19 protein-coding genes and 1 pseudogene are annotated in these 18,038 nt (G+C 62.0%); 10 read left to right on the top strand and 10 right to left on the bottom strand.

All coding sequences use genetic code 11. The features are described from left to right. The first annotated feature begins 40 nt into the window (after positions 1–40). From P1U75_RS13815 to P1U75_RS13825, 3 genes are read left to right on the top strand one after another with little or no spacing between them, the layout of a single operon-like run. Entirely contained in the window at positions 41–1,585 is a 1,545-nt protein-coding gene (locus tag P1U75_RS13815) for a cytochrome b N-terminal domain-containing protein (RefSeq protein ID WP_300244439.1), read from the top strand. Then, on the top strand, positions 1,582–2,085 hold the full coding sequence (locus tag P1U75_RS13820) for a hypothetical protein (RefSeq protein ID WP_300244441.1): 504 nt from the start codon (positions 1,582–1,584) through the stop codon (positions 2,083–2,085). The genes P1U75_RS13815 and P1U75_RS13820 overlap by 4 nt, the downstream gene beginning before the upstream one ends. A 17-nt stretch (positions 2,086–2,102) precedes the next feature. Then, complete coding sequence (locus tag P1U75_RS13825; RefSeq protein ID WP_300244443.1) at positions 2,103–2,510, top strand: hemerythrin family protein; 408 nt, start codon at positions 2,103–2,105, stop codon at positions 2,508–2,510. A gap of 223 nt (positions 2,511–2,733) precedes the next feature. On the opposite strand, the pseudogene P1U75_RS13830 reads toward P1U75_RS13825, so the two are convergent. From P1U75_RS13830 to P1U75_RS13840, 3 genes and pseudogenes are all read right to left on the bottom strand, one after another. Beyond that, positions 2,734–2,994, bottom strand: a pseudogene (locus tag P1U75_RS13830) (DDE-type integrase/transposase/recombinase); the annotation flags it as partial. A gap of 147 nt (positions 2,995–3,141) precedes the next feature. Further along, positions 3,142–3,582 carry an Rrf2 family transcriptional regulator gene (locus P1U75_RS13835; protein ID WP_300244445.1) on the bottom strand — a complete coding sequence of 147 codons (441 nt, stop codon included), beginning with the start codon at positions 3,580–3,582 and terminating at the stop codon, positions 3,142–3,144. A 36-nt stretch (positions 3,583–3,618) separates the two neighbouring features. Next, entirely contained in the window at positions 3,619–4,113 is a 495-nt protein-coding gene (locus tag P1U75_RS13840; RefSeq protein WP_300244447.1) for a GNAT family N-acetyltransferase, read from the bottom strand. A gap of 237 nt (positions 4,114–4,350) precedes the next feature. Between P1U75_RS13840 and P1U75_RS13845 the strand changes: the two genes are divergently transcribed. The 7 genes from P1U75_RS13845 to P1U75_RS13875 all read left to right on the top strand — a co-directional run bounded on the left by P1U75_RS13845 (position 4,351) and on the right by P1U75_RS13875 (position 11,185). Then, entirely contained in the window at positions 4,351–4,821 is a 471-nt protein-coding gene (locus P1U75_RS13845; RefSeq protein ID WP_300244449.1) for a 2Fe-2S iron-sulfur cluster-binding protein, read from the top strand. Further along, positions 4,818–7,124 carry a 4-hydroxybenzoyl-CoA reductase subunit alpha gene (gene hcrA / locus P1U75_RS13850; RefSeq protein ID WP_300244451.1) on the top strand — a complete coding sequence of 769 codons (2,307 nt, stop codon included), beginning with the start codon at positions 4,818–4,820 and terminating at the stop codon, positions 7,122–7,124. Before P1U75_RS13845 ends, hcrA begins: the two co-directional genes overlap by 4 nt. Then, positions 7,121–8,083: an FAD binding domain-containing protein gene (locus tag P1U75_RS13855; protein ID WP_300244454.1), complete on the top strand. Its 963-nt coding sequence runs from the start codon at positions 7,121–7,123 to the stop codon at positions 8,081–8,083. Before hcrA ends, P1U75_RS13855 begins: the two co-directional genes overlap by 4 nt. Then, positions 8,080–8,337, top strand: a complete 258-nt coding sequence (locus P1U75_RS13860; RefSeq protein ID WP_300244457.1) for a DUF2249 domain-containing protein — start codon at positions 8,080–8,082, stop codon at positions 8,335–8,337. The genes P1U75_RS13855 and P1U75_RS13860 overlap by 4 nt, the downstream gene beginning before the upstream one ends. Then, entirely contained in the window at positions 8,334–9,605 is a 1,272-nt protein-coding gene (locus P1U75_RS13865) for a hypothetical protein (protein WP_300244460.1), read from the top strand. The genes P1U75_RS13860 and P1U75_RS13865 overlap by 4 nt, the downstream gene beginning before the upstream one ends. Before the next feature lie 80 nt (positions 9,606–9,685). Further along, the gene (locus tag P1U75_RS13870; RefSeq protein WP_300244463.1) at positions 9,686–10,189 is read left to right on the top strand and encodes a hemerythrin domain-containing protein; all 504 of its coding nucleotides are present in this window, start codon (positions 9,686–9,688) and stop codon (positions 10,187–10,189) included. A gap of 15 nt (positions 10,190–10,204) precedes the next feature. After that, positions 10,205–11,185 carry a GNAT family N-acetyltransferase gene (locus P1U75_RS13875; RefSeq protein ID WP_300244465.1) on the top strand — a complete coding sequence of 327 codons (981 nt, stop codon included), beginning with the start codon at positions 10,205–10,207 and terminating at the stop codon, positions 11,183–11,185. 56 nt (positions 11,186–11,241) lie between these two features. Here the strand turns inward: P1U75_RS13875 and P1U75_RS13880 are convergent, their stop codons facing one another. The 7 genes from P1U75_RS13880 to oah are packed head-to-tail and all read right to left on the bottom strand — an operon-like array spanning position 11,242 to position 18,037. After that, positions 11,242–11,484, bottom strand: coding sequence for a YfhL family 4Fe-4S dicluster ferredoxin (locus tag P1U75_RS13880; protein WP_300244467.1), 243 nt, complete (start codon positions 11,482–11,484; stop codon positions 11,242–11,244). Positions 11,485–11,508: 24 nt separating this feature from the next. Continuing rightward, positions 11,509–12,357: a benzoyl-CoA reductase subunit D gene (gene bcrD, locus P1U75_RS13885; RefSeq protein WP_300244469.1), complete on the bottom strand. Its 849-nt coding sequence runs from the start codon at positions 12,355–12,357 to the stop codon at positions 11,509–11,511. Continuing rightward, positions 12,354–13,679 carry a benzoyl-CoA reductase subunit A gene (bcrA, locus tag P1U75_RS13890; protein WP_300244471.1) on the bottom strand — a complete coding sequence of 442 codons (1,326 nt, stop codon included), beginning with the start codon at positions 13,677–13,679 and terminating at the stop codon, positions 12,354–12,356. Before bcrA ends, bcrD begins: the two co-directional genes overlap by 4 nt. Next, positions 13,676–14,983 carry a benzoyl-CoA reductase subunit B gene (gene bcrB, locus P1U75_RS13895; protein ID WP_300244474.1) on the bottom strand — a complete coding sequence of 436 codons (1,308 nt, stop codon included), beginning with the start codon at positions 14,981–14,983 and terminating at the stop codon, positions 13,676–13,678. The genes bcrA and bcrB overlap by 4 nt, the downstream gene beginning before the upstream one ends. Further along, positions 14,980–16,155: a benzoyl-CoA reductase subunit C gene (gene bcrC / locus P1U75_RS13900; protein WP_300244476.1), complete on the bottom strand. Its 1,176-nt coding sequence runs from the start codon at positions 16,153–16,155 to the stop codon at positions 14,980–14,982. Before bcrC ends, bcrB begins: the two co-directional genes overlap by 4 nt. Further along, the gene (locus P1U75_RS13905) at positions 16,152–16,919 is read right to left on the bottom strand and encodes a cyclohexa-1,5-dienecarbonyl-CoA hydratase (protein ID WP_300244478.1); all 768 of its coding nucleotides are present in this window, start codon (positions 16,917–16,919) and stop codon (positions 16,152–16,154) included. Before P1U75_RS13905 ends, bcrC begins: the two co-directional genes overlap by 4 nt. Further along, positions 16,916–18,037 carry a 6-oxocyclohex-1-ene-1-carbonyl-CoA hydratase gene (oah, locus tag P1U75_RS13910; protein WP_300244480.1) on the bottom strand — a complete coding sequence of 374 codons (1,122 nt, stop codon included), beginning with the start codon at positions 18,035–18,037 and terminating at the stop codon, positions 16,916–16,918. Before oah ends, P1U75_RS13905 begins: the two co-directional genes overlap by 4 nt. Position 18,038 lies beyond the last annotated feature (1 nt).

Genomic DNA, 18,038 nt, shown 5'->3' on the forward strand with positions numbered 1-18,038 from the left:
GACAGGAATACGGGCTACGCTGAAGCGTGGTTTTGATCGGTTGGAACGACTTCTGGACACGCTGTTCGGATCCGACTGGAACCCGCTTGCCAATCTGGGACCGCTGGGCTGGTTCCTGTTCTGGATCGTCGCAGGCACCGGCATCTATCTTTTCATCTTCTTCGACACCGGCGTGGTCAATGCCTATCAGTCAGTCGAATGGCTGAGCGGGAGCCAATGGTTCCATGCCGGGCTGGCACGCAGTCTGCACCGCTATGCCTCGGACCTGCTGGTCGTCATCATGCTGGTGCATCTGGTGCGGGAATGGTCTTTTGATCGCTATCGCGGAAAGCGCTGGTTTTCCTGGTTCACCGGGGTGCCGGTGATCTGGTTTGTCTATATGTCCGGCATTACCGGCTATTGGCTGGTTTGGGACAAACTGGCGCAATACGTGGCGTTGACGACCACGGAGCTGCTCGACGCGCTGCCGTTCTTCGCCGAACCGATCGCACGAAACTTCCTGACGCCGGAAAGCCTGTCGGGGCGCTTTTTCACGCTGATGGTCTTTTTGCACATCGCGATTCCGCTTCTGCTGTTGCTGATGATGTGGATCCACATCCAGCGCATCGCATCGGCGCGCACAAGACCACCGCGTGGCCTGAGCGTACTGACCCTGGTGGCCCTGGTCATCGTCTCCTTCGCGCTGCCGGCACCATTGCAGGGTCCGGCTGATCTGTCCACGATACCGGCCAGGGTCGGGCTCGATTGGTTCATCCTCGGGCTCTATCCGGTGATCGACCTGGTTCCACCGTCGGTGATCTGGACTGGGGCGATGCTGATTACTGTTCTCCTTTCAGGATTGCCTTGGCTGCCGCCACGCAAGGAGGCTGAGGCGGCGCAGGTGTTCCTGGATTTCTGCAACGGCTGTGCCCGGTGCGAGGACGATTGCCCTTACGCCGCCATCACCATGGTACCGCGGAGCGATGGCGCGCCCTTTCCGCAAGAGGCCAAGGTGGATCCGGACCGCTGTGTCGCCTGTGGCATCTGCATGGGCTCGTGCCCCTCGTCCACCCCGTTCCGGCGCTCCGGCCCCTTGATCACCGGAATCGATCTGCCCGGCCGCACGCTGGAGCGGGTTCGCACCGAGGTCATCACCGCCGCCGCCGATCTTTCGGGGCCAGGCCGGGTGATGACCATCGCCTGCGAACATGGCGCAGCTGGCGTGCCGGCGAAAGGCCGCGTGATCCTGCCATGCGTGGCGATGGCACCGCCCTCGCTGTTCGACTTCATCCTCAGCCGCGATCTGGCCGACAGTGTCTGCATCGCCGGGTGCGCCGAAAGGGACTGTTTCAATCGTCTTGGCGGCAAGTGGACCGAGGAGCGTATCGCCCGAACGCGCGACCCCCGGCTGCGCAACCGCGTTTCGCGCGAGCGGTTGCTGACCCTCTGGGCCGGACCCAGCGAACGCGGCCGCCTTCCCGAAGCACTCCGCGACTTCTCGGCTCGCGTAGCGGTCCTGGGGCCGGTGCCGAAAAAGACCTCGCTCGCTGCTGACGATGAAGGAACGGCCGACCTGGGTTTGGCAACGAAGGACAACCCGACATGAAGGAGCGCCTGCATCATCTGGCGATGGGTGGCGTCGTAACCCTCGTACTTTGCTTCGGCGTTGCATTGCTGTCTGCGGCGCCCGCCTGGCAAAGCATGCCCGAAAACATGGCTCTGTTGCGCCTGAGTTTCACCCACAGCGGCGATCGCAGCGCCAGTTGCCGCGACCGGACACCCGAAGAGCTGGCCAAGCTTCCGCCAAACATGCGCGCGACCCAGGTTTGCGACCGCCGGCGGCCGCCGATCTATGTGGAATTGGAGGTCGATGGTAAGGTGATCTATGCTGCGAGCAGTCCACCGTCGGGTCTGGCGGGCAGTGGTCCGTCACGTCTTTATGAGCGTCTGTTGTTGCCCGCGGGTCCGCACGATCTGACGGTGCGGATGCGTGACAATCCGGCAAGTGACGTGTTCGGCTATGAGGCGACGCGGAAAGTCGATCTGGCAGCCGGCCAGAGCTTCGTGATCGACTTCCGCAAGGAGAGCGGTTTTGTCTTCGAGTGAAGAGGAAGGACTCCGATATGGCGCCCATTGAATGGATACCGGAATTCAGCGTCGGTAATCCGTCGGTCGATCACGAGCACCAGGAACTGATAGAACTCGTCAACCAGACTGCGGGGGCACTCCTTGCCGGCCATCCCGAGGCCGAAGTCCAGAGCGGTTTTGGCGACTTGCTGTGCGCAATCACAGCGCATTTTGCCCTGGAAGAACAGCAGATGCGGGCCTATGGCTACGATCAGCGCACCCAGCACAAGGAAGATCACGAGCGTCTTCTGGACGAGCTGCGCGACCTCATGGATGTCGACGACGCATCGCCGGACCAGACCGCCGAGCGGTTGGCCAAAACACTGGAAGCGTGGTTCGTCAATCACTTCAAGACCCATGATGCCCGCCTGCACCAACGACTTGGACCCCATCCGCATCCCTGATCGACGCCGCCATCGGCCAGCCTTGTCGCACGATTTGGCCGGCAACTGGCTCGGATGATGTGACCGGCGCTGTCAGACGGGCGAGAACCAGTCTTCAAAAGGTCAGCAGGCTATCCTCAAGGCCGTCGCCGCCGGCCATCCGCAAGGCCGGATCAACGATCTCCTTCCCTGGAACTTCAAGCGGACAAGCTGATACCGCATGAGGCGTGGGCAAGGCTTGCAAATGGTTGAACACGGAGGCGCGAACGGAGGCAAACATCTGCAAACTTCGCATCCCCCGAAACCGTCGCATTGCCCGCCCCCGTCGTCGGAATGGCTGGTGTGAATTCTCAGCCCGATTGTTGGACCAGCGGCCGGTTTCCTGCTTGTCGGCATTGCCGACATCTCTCATCGCCGCGCCATAGGAACGCAGCTCGTCGGTCACCAAGACATGTGGCCGACCGTGGCGTTTCATTGATTTCCCGAGGAATTTCAATGCGGCCCGCAAGGCCAAAGAAACCCGTGCAGCTAACCAGGGATGCGATACATGAGATCTCCGCCCTGGCTGGCTGCGCTACCGTTCCGGCCCAAGTGGGACATTTCTACTTTTCAGAGCCAGAGACGATTTAACCTGGTTGCGACGCTTGGAAAATCAACCCTCGGCAGAGACGGTGACCTGACGGGCCCTGGCGCGGCTGAGCCGTTCGATCTGTTTCAGCATGGTGGCCAGGGTAATCGAGCTGTAGGTCGACATGGCGATGTCATTGATTTCCTTCGAGACATCGAAGAGCGCCCATTCCTCAACCGTTGCCTTGGACGGATCGCTGAGTTTGCAGGTGGTCGAGGTGTCCTCGAACAGGCCGATAATATCAAAAAGGGTGGTCCGCCGGGCGTTGCCGGAAAAGCTGTAGCCTCCCCCGACTCCACGGGTCGACTGGACCAGACCGGCGCGCCCCAGCGTCAACAGCACCTTGGCAAGGTGATGCGCCGACACCCGGTACTTGGCCCCGATTTCGGCGGCCGAAATCTGGCGATCCGGGTTGGATGCCAGTTCGATCAGGGCGTAGATGGCGAGGCGACTGGATTGTTGCACGGTATTTCCTTTGATCTCATGGGGCACCGGGTGCCGCTACGCGTCATCCAGCGTCTTTTCCAACTGGATATAAGGCCCTGCCGTCATGCCTTCACCCCGGAAAAACGACATGTGCAGTGCGTTCTGACGCGCCACCATGGTGCGAACCTTGGTGATGCCGACTTGCCGGAAGTCATTGCACATCTCGCGGAACAGCGCCTCGCCGATACGCTGTTGGCGGTGCTCGGGGTCAACGGACACCGCAAAAATCCAACCGCAAGGCTCAGACCCGAATTCCCACACCCGGACCTCTCCGGCGATCAGTCCCAGAATCTTGTGTTCGTTCGCGCCGCTGCCATGGTCGGCGATCAGAAAGAACCGCTCGTCCAGACGGCGCGACCCATAACGTTCATAGATGTCCTGCCAATAGTCGGGCTTTGCCTGCCCGGTGACGCGGGCATCCAGATCGACAACCTGGGTCAGATCGTCAGCCGTTGCGCGCCGAATGCGAAGCGTCTGAGCCTGGGTCTTTTCGTTGACGGAAGCGGTCATTCAGGCTCCTCTCTTCTTGGCTGCCGCTCTGTGGCGACGCCAGTGATCCGGGCTGCTACACTAAACCGCGCCCGGCCGGTGTACAACCATATCGGGCCGTCGCGACGGCGCGCGGGCCACGGCTGGTTCCGGTCGTTTTTCTGCGGCGCGCAATCAAATCCCTATACTGTCGTCTCATTTTAGGTATAATGGTACTGAAATAGCGCTTTCAAGAGGAAATGTGAAAAGGCACCAGGAATGAAGCGGATCGTCAGTCTGGAAATCAATGGTCGTGTGGTGGAAGAGGTGGTTGCGGACAACATGCTGCTGGTCGATCTGCTGCGCGACCGGCTGGGGCTGACCGGCGCCAAGAAGGGCTGTGACGGCGGCGAATGCGGGGCTTGTACGGTGCTGGTCGATGGGCGGCCTCGGCTATCCTGCATCACCCTGGCGGCCAGTTGCGAGGGCACAAGAGTGGAGACCATTGAGGGTCAGGCAAAAGGCGGCCACCTGTCGGCCTTGCAGCGCGCGTTTCACGAGAACCTTGGCGCACAATGCGGGTTCTGCACGCCGGGCATGATCCTTGCGGCAGAAAGCCTGCTGCGCGACAATCCGACGCCTGACGAGGATCAGATCAGGGTGGCGCTTGGCGGCAACCTCTGCCGCTGCACTGGCTATGTCAAGATCATCGAATCGGTGCTGGTGGCGGCGGCAGAGGTGCGGGCATGAGCGGGACCATCGGGCAGCGCGTTCCGCTGATAGACGGGATCGAAAAGGTCACCGGGCGCGCCCAGTACACCGCCGATCTGGACAGCCGCGACGCGCTGGTCGGGCGCATCCTGCGGTCTTCGGTCAGTCACGGGCGCATTGTCAAAATCGACACCAGCAAGGCACAGGCGCTGCCGGGGGTGGTGGCCGTGGTCACCGGCGAGGATTGTGCGCTGACTTATGGCGTGATCCCGATTGCGATGAACGAGTATCCGATGTCGCGCGAAAAGGTGCGCTACCGCGGCGAACCGATTGCTGCCGTGGCGGCACTGGATGCGGAAACGGCGGCGCGGGCACTGGACCTGATCGAAGTGACGATCACGGCCCTGCCCGCATGCTACACCCCCGCGCAGTCCCGCGCGCCGGGTGCCGTGCTGCTGCATGACGACAAGCCCGGCAATCTGGAACGCGAGGTGCACCATGTCTTTGGCGACGTGACGGCGGGCTTTGCCGAGGCCGATCTGGTGCGCGAGGAAACCTTTGACTGCGCCGAGATCAACCACGCCCAGATGGAACCGCACGCCGCCATTGCCGACTATGACGCCGCGCGCGACCGTCTGACGCTGCATTCGGTTTCTCAAGTCCCGTTCTATGTGCATTTGATGCTGGCGCGATGCCTGGAAATGGACACCGCACAGATCCGCGTCGTCAAACCCTTCGTCGGCGGCGGCTTTGGCGCGCGCACCGAGACGCTGAACTTTGAAATCATCGCTGCCCTGTTGGCGCGCAAGGCCGGGGGCAAGGTGATGATGCGCCTGACCCGCGAGGAAACATTCCTGACCCACCGCGGGCGACCCGCCACTCAGGTCAAGCTGAAGATCGGGCTGACAGGCACCGGCAAGATCACCGCCGTCGAGTGCGAGGCGGTGATGGCCGGCGGCGGTTACGCCGGTTACGGACTGGTGACGATCCTTTATGCCGGGGCGCTGCTGCACGGCATCTATGAAGTTCCTAACGTCAAGTATGACGGCTACCGCGTCTATACCAACGCGCCGCCCTGTGGGGCGATGCGCGGCCACGGCACGGTCGATGTACGCCATGCGTTCGAAAGCCTGCTGGACCGCATGGCGCGCGAACTGGGGCTGGATCCCTTTGCGGTGCGCCGCGCCAACCTGCTGAGCGCTCCGATGTTTACCGCTAACGGGCTGATGGTGAATTCCTACGGGCTGGGGACGTGCATGGACCGGGTCGAAACCGCAAGCGGTTGGCCCGACCGCAAGGGCAAACTGGCACCGGGGCGCGGGCTGGGAATGGCCTGTTCGCACTACGTTTCCGGTGCGGCCAAGCCGGTGCACTGGACTGGCGAACCACATGCCGTCGTCTCGATGAAGCTGGATTTCGACGGCTCGGTCACGGTACTGACCGGGGCGTCCGATATCGGTCAGGGCTCGACGACCATCGTGGCCCTGGCGGCGTCGGAGATCCTGGGAATCGGGTTGAACCGCATTCGCACCGTCACCAACGACAGCGTCATCACACCCAAGGACAACGGCTCCTATTCCAGCCGCGTGACCTTCATGGTCGGCAACGCCGCCATCGAAGCCGCCAAGGCGATGCGCGCGAAACTGGTCGCGGCGGCGGCGAAAAAGCTGGAAGTCTCGCCCGACGACATCGAGTGCGAGGGCGAGACGTTCTTTGTGCGCGGCTCCAGCCAGTCGGAACTGTCGTTCCAGGACGTCGCCATCGCGGCGCTGGCCGAAGAGGGCACGATAAACGTCAAGGGCACCTTCTCGACCCCGGTCGAGGCGCAGGGAGGCAAGCATCGCGGCGGCGCTGTGGGCTCGACAATGGGGTTTTCCTACGGAGCGCAGGTGGTCGAGGTCTCGGTAGACCCCGACACCTGCCAGATCACTGTTGAAAAGGTCTGGGCAGCGCTGGATTGCGGTTTCGCGATCAACCCGCTGGCGGTCGAGGGCCAAATCGAAGGGTCTGTCTGGATGGGCATGGGCCAGGGGCTGTGCGAGGAAACCCACTATATCGACGGGTTGCCCGCCCATGCGAACCTGACTGATTACCGTTTTCCCACCATCGCAGAATCGCCGCCGATAGAGGTCCACATCGTCGAATCCATCGACCCGCTGGGCCCGTTCGGGGCCAAGGAAGCGGGCGAAGGCGCGCTGTCGGGCTTTCCGCCCGCATTGGTCAACGCCGTTGCCGACGCTTTGGGAATGGACGTGAATTTTGTGCCGGTGACGCCTGACCGGGTGCAGGAGGCGCTGATCAAGTTCCGGCGTGCCAACCGCCGCAAGGAGGCCGCGGAATGAGCGAAGCCTTACCCCGATTCCAAGTGCTGACTCCCAGTTCCGTGGCCGAGGCCGTTACTGCCCTTTACGCTCATCCCGACGCCCTTCCTCATGCTGGCGGCACCGACCTGATCGTGCGGCTGCGCAAGGGCCTGTCAGAGACCGGCACGCTGGTCGATCTGGGCGGCATCGCCGTATTGCAAGGCATCGACCCTGACGCGGGCGGGCTGCGGATCGGCGCGGGCGTGACACTGGCAACGCTGGAGAGAGCCGAAGCCCTGGCCGCCTACCCCGCCATTCCAAAGGCCGTGGCGGTGGTCGCGGGACCGACCCACCGCGAGGTGGCGACGCTGGGCGGCAACCTGTGTCTGGACACCCGCTGCGTCTACTACAACCAAAGCCACTGGTGGCGGCAATCCAACGGGTTCTGCCTGAAATACAAGGGCGACACCTGTCATGTCGCGCCGCAGGGCAACCGCTGTCGGGCCGCGTTCAGCGGCGACATCGCGCCCGCGTTAATGGTACACGGCGCAAAAATCGAGATCGCCGGGCCAGAAGGCACGCGGCACCTGCCGGTGACCGATTTCTACCACGAGGATGGTGCCGCCCACACCGACCTGCGCCCCGGCGAGATCGTCGTCGCGGTGCATCTGCCGCCGCCGGGACCGCAGTCTGACTATGCCAAGATCAGAGTGCGCGGCGCGATCGACTACCCCCTTGCCGGGATCGCGGTGGCCTGCACTGCCTCGTCCGAAGGCAAGCGGTTCACCTTGGCGGTGACCGGCACAAACTCGATGCCGGTCCTGGTCAAAAGTCCAGGCGTGCTGGGCGCGGCAGACGACAGCGACGCCTACTTTGGTGCGCTGGAAAAACTGGTGCAAAAAACGGTCTCGCCACAGCGTACCGGCACCCTTGCGCCGCATTACCGCCGCCTGTCGGTTTCGGCGCTGGCAGCGCGTCTGGCGCGGCGACTGGCATGAGCGACGCGGTCCCCGGCAAGCATTGGCAGGCAAAGGACGGCTTGCACATCGACACACGCGGCCTGGACCCGCCCGACCCGATGGTCGCGATTCTGTGGCATCTGGAGCAACCCGGCCAGAACGGGCCGGTCACCGTGCATCTAAACCGCAACCCGATCCACCTGTTCCCCGAACTGATCGAACGGGGCTGGCTGTATGAGGTTCAGCATCACGATTCAGGCGAGGTCACGCTGTCCCTGCGGTCTGCGCCGTGAGCAGCGCCTTCCTGGGCGGCGCGCGGGATCGACTGCTTCCCGTCTCGATCCCGTTCCGGTTTTTTGTGTCAGCCGCGCTGTTTCATCTGGCGGCCTGGGGTGTCCTGCTGCTGGAAGCGGATCAACTGGGCGGGTTCACCGGTGGTCCGGGACCGATCCTCGCGGCGACCCATCTGGCGACTCTGGGCGTCTTCGCGATGACCGCCATCGGTGCCAGCTATCAACTGCTGCCGGTGGTTACCCGGAGACCTCTGGCGCGTGACTGGCCCACAAGGCTGAGTTTCTGGCTACTGTCGCCGGGCATCTGCCTGCTGGCTTGGGGCATGGACCGCTCCTCGCCCGGCGCGATGCAGACGGGTGCAGCGCTGGTCTGCTCCGGGCTGACAGTTTTCGCCATGCTGACGGCTGACAACCTGCGCCGGGCGGGCAGCGTCGCTGTGGTGGCGGCGCATGGCTGGGCAGCGCTGCTGGCGCTGGTCGGGTTGGCAGTTCTGGGGATGCTGCTGGTCTGGGATTTCCAAACCGGATTTCTGGACGATCACGCCGGGCTGGCGGCGATCCATATGGTATTGGCAAGCTATGGTTTCATGGGCCTGTTGGTGGCCGGGTTCAGTCTTGTGCTGGTACCGATGTTCGCCCTGTCGCGCAGCTTGCCGCAGCGTCCCGGCTGGGCGCAGCTGGTGCTGGCGGGGGTGTCACTGGCCAGCTTTGCCTGCGGGCGGTGGACCGGCAACACGGCGTTTAACTGGCTGGCGCTGCTGGCTGGTTTCGGGGCGGCCGGCACTTATCTGTGGCTGATGCGGGCCGCGATGGCGCGGCGGATGCGTAAGCGGCTCGGCCTTTCCTTCGTGCTGATCCGCGCCTCTTGGGGGTTGTTGGGCATCAGCCTGATCCTCGGCGCGGCGCTGCTGGCCGACCTGCCGATACCAAATGCGCCTGCCCTGTTCGGTTTTCTGCTGCTCGCGGGGTGGCTGTCGACCTTCCTGATGGGCATCCTGCAACGGATCATGCCGTTTCTGGCGTCGATGCACGCCAGCGGCAAATCCGGCCTGCCACCGCCGCCATCCGACCTGACACCGCAAACGCCTCTGAAAATCCATGCCTTTTGCCACTTCGGGGCGCTGGCCTGTTGTGCAGCGGGGATCATCATGGAAACAACCGCTTTGATCCGGTTGGGGGCCGTGTTCGGCTGTGTCGGCGCGCTGGCCTTTGTCGGCTTTGCCCTGATTGTCCTGCTGCGGCTAAGGGCGTTTCAACAGGGCTCGTGACCAGCTTGCCAGAGGCGGCAAGGCACTTGATTTCTTTAATTCGGTATTGTAGTACTGAATTAAGCATTAAGGATTGAGACATGAGCTTCACCCGCCGCACCGCACAACTTTTGCACGAGGACCATCAGGGCACAATCGAGGTCATCGAGGCCTTGGATCAACTGATTGCCAAGGCCCGCAAGAAGGCCCCCGACGTCAGCGATGCCGCTGTGAACAAGACCCTGACAAAGGCCTCTGTCGCCATCGAAGACGAGATCAGCAACCATTTCGCCTTTGAAGAAAATGAATTGTTCACCCGCCTTGAAGAAATGGGCGATGTCGGCATCGGCGAGCATCTGCGAAGCGAACACGCCGCGTTGTTGCCGCTGGGCAAGACCGTCGCCGAGGGTGCCCGCGCGGCGCTGCAAGGCGGGTTCACCGATCAGACCTGGCCGCCGTTCCGCAACGCCGCCGCCGAACTGATCGAACGCATGTTCTCGCATATCCAGAAAGAGGAAATGGCGCTGCTGCCCGCGCTGGAGGATCTGCTGGACCCCGAGACGGACATGCAACTGTCCAGCGCCTATGAAGCCGCCCATCTTTAGAAAAAGAGGCCCGTGATGACACCGACCGCCGCCGATATCCGGCTGAAACCGTTGACCCCGGACGATCTGGAGGCAGTCATCGCAATCGATACTGCAACCTCGGGCACCTCGCGCCGGGGCTATTTCGAGAAACGGCTGACCGCCGCAATCGAGCGGCCGCAAGATTACGTCTTTGTCGGGCTGTCCGCCGATGGCGTGCTGGTCGGCTTTGCCTTTGCCAAGGTGGTCAGCGGCGCCTTTGGGCAGACCGGGGCCAGTGCCTCGCTCGATGCCATCGGGGTCAGCCCCGATCACGGGATGCAAGGTTTCGGGCACAAGTTGCTGGCCGAGGTTGAATCCGTGCTGCGGCACAAAGGCGTGACCACACTGGCCAGCCAGATCGACTGGCCGGAGCAGCCAATCCTCAGCTTCATGGCCCATGCCGGATTTGTGCTGGCCCCCAGGCTGGTGCTTTCACGACCCACCCGGGAGATCGCGGTAGATCTGGAGGACGAGGTCGAAGTCGAGGAGCTGGACTACAGTTCGCCCGATGGTGACGCCAGGAATGCCCTGTCGCATGACAGGATCCCGGTGCGCACCATGAAAGAGGGCGATTTGGCCAAGATCGTGTCGATTGACACAGCGAACACCGGCACCGACCGCCGGGACTATTTCGCCCGCAAGCAGCACGAAAGCCTGCACCAAAGCGGGGTGCAGGTGTCTCTGGTGGCCGAACAGGACGGGTTTCCGGTTGGCTTCATCATGGCGCGGGTGGATTTCGGTGAATTCGGCCGCACCAGCACCGAGGCGGTGATGGACAGCATCGGTGTTGATCCCGGATTTCAGGGGCAAGGGGTAGGTCGGGCGTTGATGGCAAAGTTGATGGCAAATCTCGGTATCTTGCAGGTTGAAACCGTGCGGACCGAGGTCGACTGGAACGATACCCGGCTTATCGATTACTTCGCCCAAGTCGGATTCACTCCGGCGCAACGGATCACCCTGCAAAAGACCCTGTAATATCAGTGTGACCCGATGCGGATCGACAGGGGGCCATTCAGGCCCCCCCTCTTGTCTCAATGCAGCGCATCGTATTTCGCCTGCAACTCATCCTTGCTTTCTTCCCAATCCGGGTTCGGCAGGATGCAGGCCTCCGGACAGACCAGCATGCATTGCGGTTCGTCCTCTTCGCCCACACATTCGGTGCATTTCATCGGGTCGATGATGTACATCGGGTCACCCGCCGTGATCGCCTCGTTCGGGCAGACCGGTTCGCAGGCGTCGCAGGCCGTGCAGGCATCAACGATCATCAGTGCCATTGTTATTCCTCCTTCTTGAGTTTCTCAGGACGCCTTCAGCAATTGCCCGCTGGCCGCCAGTTTACGGTGCCGGAATGCACCCCATAGCGCCGCCCCGATCGCGCCCGCATAGATCGAGTCCACGTGGTTGACGACCTGGGAGTCTTCCATACCCTTCATCTTTGCGAGGCTCTCGCGCAGCGCCTGGCACAGACCCTCATCAAGCCCCATGCCACCGGTCATCATGATCACGTCGCCCTTGACGCCGATCGATTTCAGCAGCCGCGCCAGTCGGCTGGCCATCGACAGGTGGATACCCTTCAGGATGTTGGGTGCGGTGATCCCGCGCGACACCATGTTGATCACATCGGTTTCCGCCAGCACGGCGCAGATCGAAGAAACCTCCTCGGGATCATCGCCTTTGACCGACAATGCGCCGATCTCGTCCTGGGCAATCCCCAGATAGCGGGCAATGTTTTCCAGAAACTGCCCCGACCCCGATGCACACTGACTGGTCATCTTGTAGTTGATGACCTTGCCCTTGTCGTCGGTGATCATCGCCCGGCCATGCAGCGCGCCGGAATCGAGGATTGCCCTGGTTGCGGGGTTCAGGAACCGCGCGCCGCGCGCGTGGCTGGTCATCGAATAGAAGTGCCCGGTGTGAAACGGAATCGCCTCTCCCTCGCCGGTCGTCGCGACATAGTCGATGTCCTCTTCCTTGACCACGGCATCCGCCAGGGCCTGGTCAAACGCCTCGCGTGCCAGCTGCATCGGATCGCGCGAACGAATGCGAAGATTGCATTTCGACAGCCATTCCTCGCGGTCACCCTCGACCCGGAAGATCGCCGCCTTGACGACGCCGGTGCCGACATCAATTCCTGCCGTCAGTGTCATGCTTCCACTCCTTCAATGCGCCCATGCGCGGCGCGGCGGGCAAATTCGGACGCGCCCAATGCGCCGGTGTAGATCGACTCGGCACCGATATTGATCGTCACCTCGCCATAATTCTCGAACACCAGCTTCTTCAACTCGCGCACCGCCGCCTCGTTCTTGGCAACACCGCCGGTAAAGGTGAACTCGTCCGCCACCCCGCCGGATCGCGACAGGATCGACATCGAGCGCAGGATGATCGCCCGGTGCAGACCGGCCAGGATATCCTCGCGCGCCTCGCCAAGCGCCAGCCGGTCACGCAGTTCCGCCCCTGCAAACACCGTGCAGGTCGAGTTGATGCGCGCGGGCTTTTTTGATTTCAGCGCCATCGGGCCAAGCTCGTGCAGGCCCATGTTCATCTCGTCGGCGATATATCCCAGATAGCGCCCGGTGCCTGCAGCGCAGCGGTCGTTCATCTGGAAGTTCTCGACAATGCCTTCGGGATTGACCTGGATTCCCTTGGTATCCTGCCCGCCGATATCCAGCACCGTGCGGGTCTTGGGATACATCATATGCGCCCCCAGCCCATGGCACAGGATTTCGCTGCGGATGTGTTCCTTGGAAAACGGCAGCGTCACCCGACCATAACCGGTCCCCACCAGATAGGTCTCTTCCAGCTCGATCCCCAGCGCATGCTCGGCCTTTTCCCCCAGCACACTTGCCGCACCAGAGTCTTCCTTCGCCACCCGTTGCAACGCGTTCTTGAACTTTTCATTCAGCTTGCCCGACGGCGGCCGGTTTTCCACCGCGATAATCGACTTGTCATAGATGTTCAGCAGAACATCATAGGACACCCCGGCGTCACGACCGACCTCTTCGGCCACGGAAAGATAGCGCGAGCCGGCGATATCGCGGAAAAAGTCCGATTTGCGGTCGGCACCCGGCGCATACATGCCCGGCGCTTCCTCGCGCAGGCGGCGGAACACCTCGGTCAGCGCCACCTTGACGCCTTCACCGATCTTCGCGTACCGGTCGCCGCGCACCAGCCGGATGCAGGTTTCCTCCAGATCGCCAAGCTGTTCCAGGAACTGTTCCAGCCGGAACGACCGTTCCAGCGCCCCCAGAAAATCCTCGACCTGTTCGTCGATCTGGCCCGCGGTGCCGAACTCGCGCCGGAACAGGGTGAACCTCGCGTCGATCTTGGCCTCTTCTGTGGCCACCTTGCAGGCGGTTTCATAGTTCGAGCGTGAATTGGTGATCCCGCGTCCCAGCACCCCTTCTTCCTCGTCCATCAGGACGGCCTTGGTGGTGGTGGAACCCAGGTCGATGCCCACAAAGGTTTTCATGCTGCAACCCCCTTGCCGCTGCGTTTCTGTTCGACCATCTGAAAATAGCTCTCCAACCGGTTCTTGACGTTGGCCGCCGAGAAATACCGCGGATCGACAAGATCGGTCTCGATGAACGCCGCAGGCTTGCCGGTGCGCTTTTCGACCTCGCGCATGATCAGCAGTTGCCCGGCGGAAAAGCTGTTGCAGCTTTTGATCGAGTTGATCAGCAGCCCGTCAGCCTCGTATTCTTTGATATAGTCGGTCAACATGTCGATGCGCATTGGCAGAGACCGGTTAGTATAGACGCCAAGGCAGTATTCAGCCAGCGATTCCAACGGCTTGTCAGGATCATGCCGGAAGCCGTAGTCATAGGTGCCGCCGACCTTGGTATAGCTTGACGCCACCACTGTCGCGCCCTCGTCATAGAACATCTTCCAGAATTGGCGAAAGCTGGTGTAGTTCGGCGGTCCTTCGACAACCAGACGGTACTTTTCCTCGGCCATCGGTCCGTCCGGCGTGACCGGTCCCAGACCCTTGGCAAGACGTTCATCGACCTCTTCACGCAGGAACCGGTAATAGTCGATGGCATCGTCGGTGCCCCGGAACGCGCCAAAGATGGGGCCGATGTAGTAGATACCGCCGAAATACGCATCGATCGGGCTTGGCTTGTTCTTGCCGGTTTGCAGGATGTAGACCAGATCGTCCTCGGCCTGGGCCGACTTCTTCAGGTATTCGCGCAACCGGTCGATGTCGAACTTGACGCCCGAAACCTCCTCCAGCGTCGGGATCACCGTGTCCTTCAACTGCTTGACCATGTACTGGATCATGTTCGGCGTGACCTTGCCGTCGGCCATATAGGGCGTCTGCAAGAAGATCGTGGGGCATTTGTACTGCTCGCGCAGCAGTTCGAACCATTTCAGGAAGGTGAAGCAGCCGGTGTAGGACAGCAGCAGCACGTCAGGATTGGGCAGCTTCTTGCCGTTGGGCCCGATATTGCCCTTCAGCATCATGCCGATGTCGGATTTGACGTAGGTACAGACATCCTCGGAATGCCCAGCGCGTTCTGCCTCCATGATGTACGCACCGGATTGCTTGCGCAGGCCGGACTGGATCGCGTTGACCTCGGGCAGGTTGTTGACCAGATCGAAGCACATGATCAACTCGTTCAGGTTGCCCGGCACGAAGGTCGAGGCGACCTTGGCCCCGCTCGTCGGCGCATTGGTCAGGCGATCATAGTGTTTCGCCATCATCTCTTTCTGCTTGATCATCGAGGCGTCCTTGAGGACGTCGGCGGGCTGCGCTTTCAGAATTTTGGTGTTCATGCTGCGCTCCATAGCTTGATTGAATCGACGAAGGTTCCGGCCTGCTCGCGGATCGGCTGCATCTGGCCGGAATTCTCGGCGTATTTGAAGGCGATGAACGGGATGTCGGCCCGCTTCAGCACGTTCTGCAAAATCGGGCGGTCCAGCAGCGCCGGATCACAGAAACTGGTCGAGGCAAAGATCACGCCCTCGGCCCCGGTATCGCGCACCGCGCGCACCAGGAACTGACCTTTTTCTTCCTGATCGGGTTCGTATTTCGCCGCCGTCGACATGGCCTTGTGCAAGAAGGCTTGGGACAGGTTGTGAACCGGGTCGCCATCCGTCGGCACGTCGCCCAGCAACCAGCGGCTGATCAACACGAAATCGTCGTCAACGATATAGCAGCCCGACAGCTCCAGCGACTTGATCAAGTTCAAGGGTGGCTGTTCGCAGAACATGCCGGTCAGGATCACCCGGCTGTTGTCCTTGATCGGGCGCTCCTCGGCGGATGCCGCGGCGACGTAATCACGCACGAGTTGCGTATGCTCCTCGACCGGCAGCAACAGTCCGGCGCGCAGCACCAGATAGGCCTCGGACGCGGGGGCCTTCCACGGCGCTTGCGCCCGCAAGGCATAAAGCTCGTTCACGACCTTGCGGTTCTCGTTGTAGACCTCGATCGAGGCGCGAATGTCGTCGTCGGTGATCTTGCGCCCTGCGATCTTTTCCAGGTCATGCAGTAACTCGCGCATTTCACCGGTGTAGAAGGTGCCGCCAATTTCATCGATGTAGGTCTGCGGAACGTCGAAATATTTGACGTAGACATCGGGGAACAGCATCTTCCACATGCCCGACAGATTGCGGATCACGTCGCATATCGACGGGAACAGCATGCCATCAACGAAATCCAGCCGACCCGACACGCCCAACTCGATGGTGGAACGGGGAATGCGGCAGATGTAGCTTTGGTAATAGGCGTCGCCGTGGATCACCTCCAGGCTGTCGCCGCCGCCCATGATGCCCAGCGGCAGCATTCCCGCCGCGTGGATCAGTTCGCGCGGAATGTAGACCGGCATGTAGGCGATCACCTTACGGCCCGGTTCGGCCTCTTTCCAATCGCGCGCGGCGCTGAACCTCAGGTCATCGTACAGCGCTTCGCAGCGCGCGACGATTTGTGATGCTGTTTGTGTGCTCATCGGTTCCCCCACTGTGCCGGACGCTTTTCAAGAAAGGCATTCAGCCCCTCGACCGCGTCACCGGTTGCCATCAATTCGTTCAGGTACAGCGCCTCTACCTCGTCCAGCCGGGCGGTCATGCGGCGCACGAAATCGGCTCGTGCGGCGCGTACCGCAAGGCGCAGCGAACTGGCGCTTTTCGGCTTCAGATGGGTCTCTATCCACGCCAAAGCCGCTGCTGACGGATCACCTGCCAACGCATCGACCAGGCCCGTCGCAAGCGCCACTTCCCCCTTGACCGAGCGACCCGAATACAGCAAATCCTCGGCCCGCGCCTGACCCATGCGGTCGGGCATCAGGCAAGACGCGGCGGGAGCGAAGACGCCCAGCATCATCTCGGGTTGGCCCAGGCTGGCATCCGGCGCGGCAAAGATCATGTGCCCCGCCATCGCGACCTCCAGCCCGCCGCCCAGACACTGGCCCTGCACCGCCACGAGCACCGGCACCGGATAGCCCAGCATCCGGCGCACCAGCGCGTGCAGTGCCTTGAGCATGGCCTCGAAACGCCCGGGCATGTGTTCCTCGACCGAGGCACCAAAACTGAAATGCGGCCCCTCGGCCTCGACCAGCACGGCGCACAAATCGCGGTCGTCGGCATGGGCCACAAAGGCGGCGTCCAGGGCTGCTATCATCTCGGCATCGACGATATTCGCCTTGGGCCGGTTCAGCCGCAACCGCAGCATCGCGCCGCCCAGATCGGTCGATATGCCAAGCGGTCCGCTCATGTCCGCACGCCGGGCATCATGCTGTCGATATAGTCGGGCGTCCAAGTGGCGCCCTCGGCCAGTTCGCGGCGCAGCAGCGCGAAATCAACCTCGCGCCCGACCTCGCGGTTCCCTTCGTTGAAGGCGCGGAATCCCATGTTCGCCTCTGTCATCATGTTGTTCGCCAGCCAGGCGCGAGAGTTTTCCTTGTTCATGTTCCAGGCGTTCAGCTTCGGCTTGCGCAGTTCCTCGACCGATTTCGTGGTGCAGTCGGGGAAGGTCTGCAACAGCTTGCCACACAGCTCATCCACCTTGGCATCCAGCGCGCTCAGGTCCATCTCTCCGCGTTTCATCAGCGCCTTGCCAGCCGCCAGCGCGTCGCCGGTTTTCATTTCGCCATGCAGCAGGCGACCCCAATCGTCGGTGACATATCGCGTCTCGACCAGCGGATTCGCTACGTATTCACCATCCACCTTCAGCCCCGGCACGATGTCGGTCAGGATGCCAATGCGCAGCGCCTTCTGCGCCGTAAAGCTCTCACACAGCACGCCGGAATTCATCGCCTGCTCGCAGCCGATCATCACCGGCAGGAAATCGGTCGAGCCGCCGATTGCCGCCGACCCGTGTTTCGGCCCCGCCTGCCCGAACCGCGCCATGTCCTGCGCGACCGAGAAATCGCAGGCCATGCCGATCTCCTGCCCGCCACCGATCCGCATCCCGTTGACCCGGCAAACCACCGGCTTGTCGCACCCCAGAATGGCCGAGACCATATCGTTGAACAGCCGCATGTACTGGCGGTATTCCTGTGGTCGCCCGGCATAGTATTCAGCGTATTCCTTGGTGTTGCCGCCCGTACAAAACGCCTTGTCCCCCGCCGCCGTGAACACCACCGCATTGACATCGCGCATGTTCGAGGCGGCGCGGAATGCGAGGATCACCGATTTGACCATGTTGGTCGTATAGGAATTGTACTGGTCCGGGTTGTTCAGCGTGATCCAGGCGTTGAAAAGACCCGTGGCCTCGGTGCCGTCCGGCAGCTTCGCGGGGCGCTTTTCAAACAGCACCTTGTCGGTCAGCGCGGCGCGCACATCCTCTGCCACCAGGTCATGCAAAGCGAATTCAAAATTGGGTGTGGTCACG

It is taken from the genome of Antarcticimicrobium sp., from assembly GCF_029212575.1.
Lineage (GTDB): Bacteria > Pseudomonadota > Alphaproteobacteria > Rhodobacterales > Rhodobacteraceae > Antarcticimicrobium.

Coding starts and splice junctions, on each gene's coding strand:
- P1U75_RS13820 (WP_300244441.1), top strand. CDS start 1,582: ATGAAGGAGCGCCTGCATCATCTGGCGATGGGTGGCGTCGTAACCCTC.
- P1U75_RS13825 (WP_300244443.1), top strand. CDS start 2,103: ATGGCGCCCATTGAATGGATACCGGAATTCAGCGTCGGTAATCCGTCG.
- P1U75_RS13840 (WP_300244447.1), bottom strand. CDS start 4,113: ATGACCGCTTCCGTCAACGAAAAGACCCAGGCTCAGACGCTTCGCATT.
- P1U75_RS13845 (WP_300244449.1), top strand. CDS start 4,351: ATGAAGCGGATCGTCAGTCTGGAAATCAATGGTCGTGTGGTGGAAGAG.
- hcrA (WP_300244451.1), top strand. CDS start 4,818: ATGAGCGGGACCATCGGGCAGCGCGTTCCGCTGATAGACGGGATCGAA.
- P1U75_RS13855 (WP_300244454.1), top strand. CDS start 7,121: ATGAGCGAAGCCTTACCCCGATTCCAAGTGCTGACTCCCAGTTCCGTG.
- P1U75_RS13860 (WP_300244457.1), top strand. CDS start 8,080: ATGAGCGACGCGGTCCCCGGCAAGCATTGGCAGGCAAAGGACGGCTTG.
- P1U75_RS13870 (WP_300244463.1), top strand. CDS start 9,686: ATGAGCTTCACCCGCCGCACCGCACAACTTTTGCACGAGGACCATCAG.
- P1U75_RS13875 (WP_300244465.1), top strand. CDS start 10,205: ATGACACCGACCGCCGCCGATATCCGGCTGAAACCGTTGACCCCGGAC.
- P1U75_RS13880 (WP_300244467.1), bottom strand. CDS start 11,484: ATGGCACTGATGATCGTTGATGCCTGCACGGCCTGCGACGCCTGCGAA.
- bcrD (WP_300244469.1), bottom strand. CDS start 12,357: ATGACACTGACGGCAGGAATTGATGTCGGCACCGGCGTCGTCAAGGCG.
- bcrA (WP_300244471.1), bottom strand. CDS start 13,679: ATGAAAACCTTTGTGGGCATCGACCTGGGTTCCACCACCACCAAGGCC.
- bcrB (WP_300244474.1), bottom strand. CDS start 14,983: ATGAACACCAAAATTCTGAAAGCGCAGCCCGCCGACGTCCTCAAGGAC.
- bcrC (WP_300244476.1), bottom strand. CDS start 16,155: ATGAGCACACAAACAGCATCACAAATCGTCGCGCGCTGCGAAGCGCTG.
- P1U75_RS13905 (WP_300244478.1), bottom strand. CDS start 16,919: ATGAGCGGACCGCTTGGCATATCGACCGATCTGGGCGGCGCGATGCTG.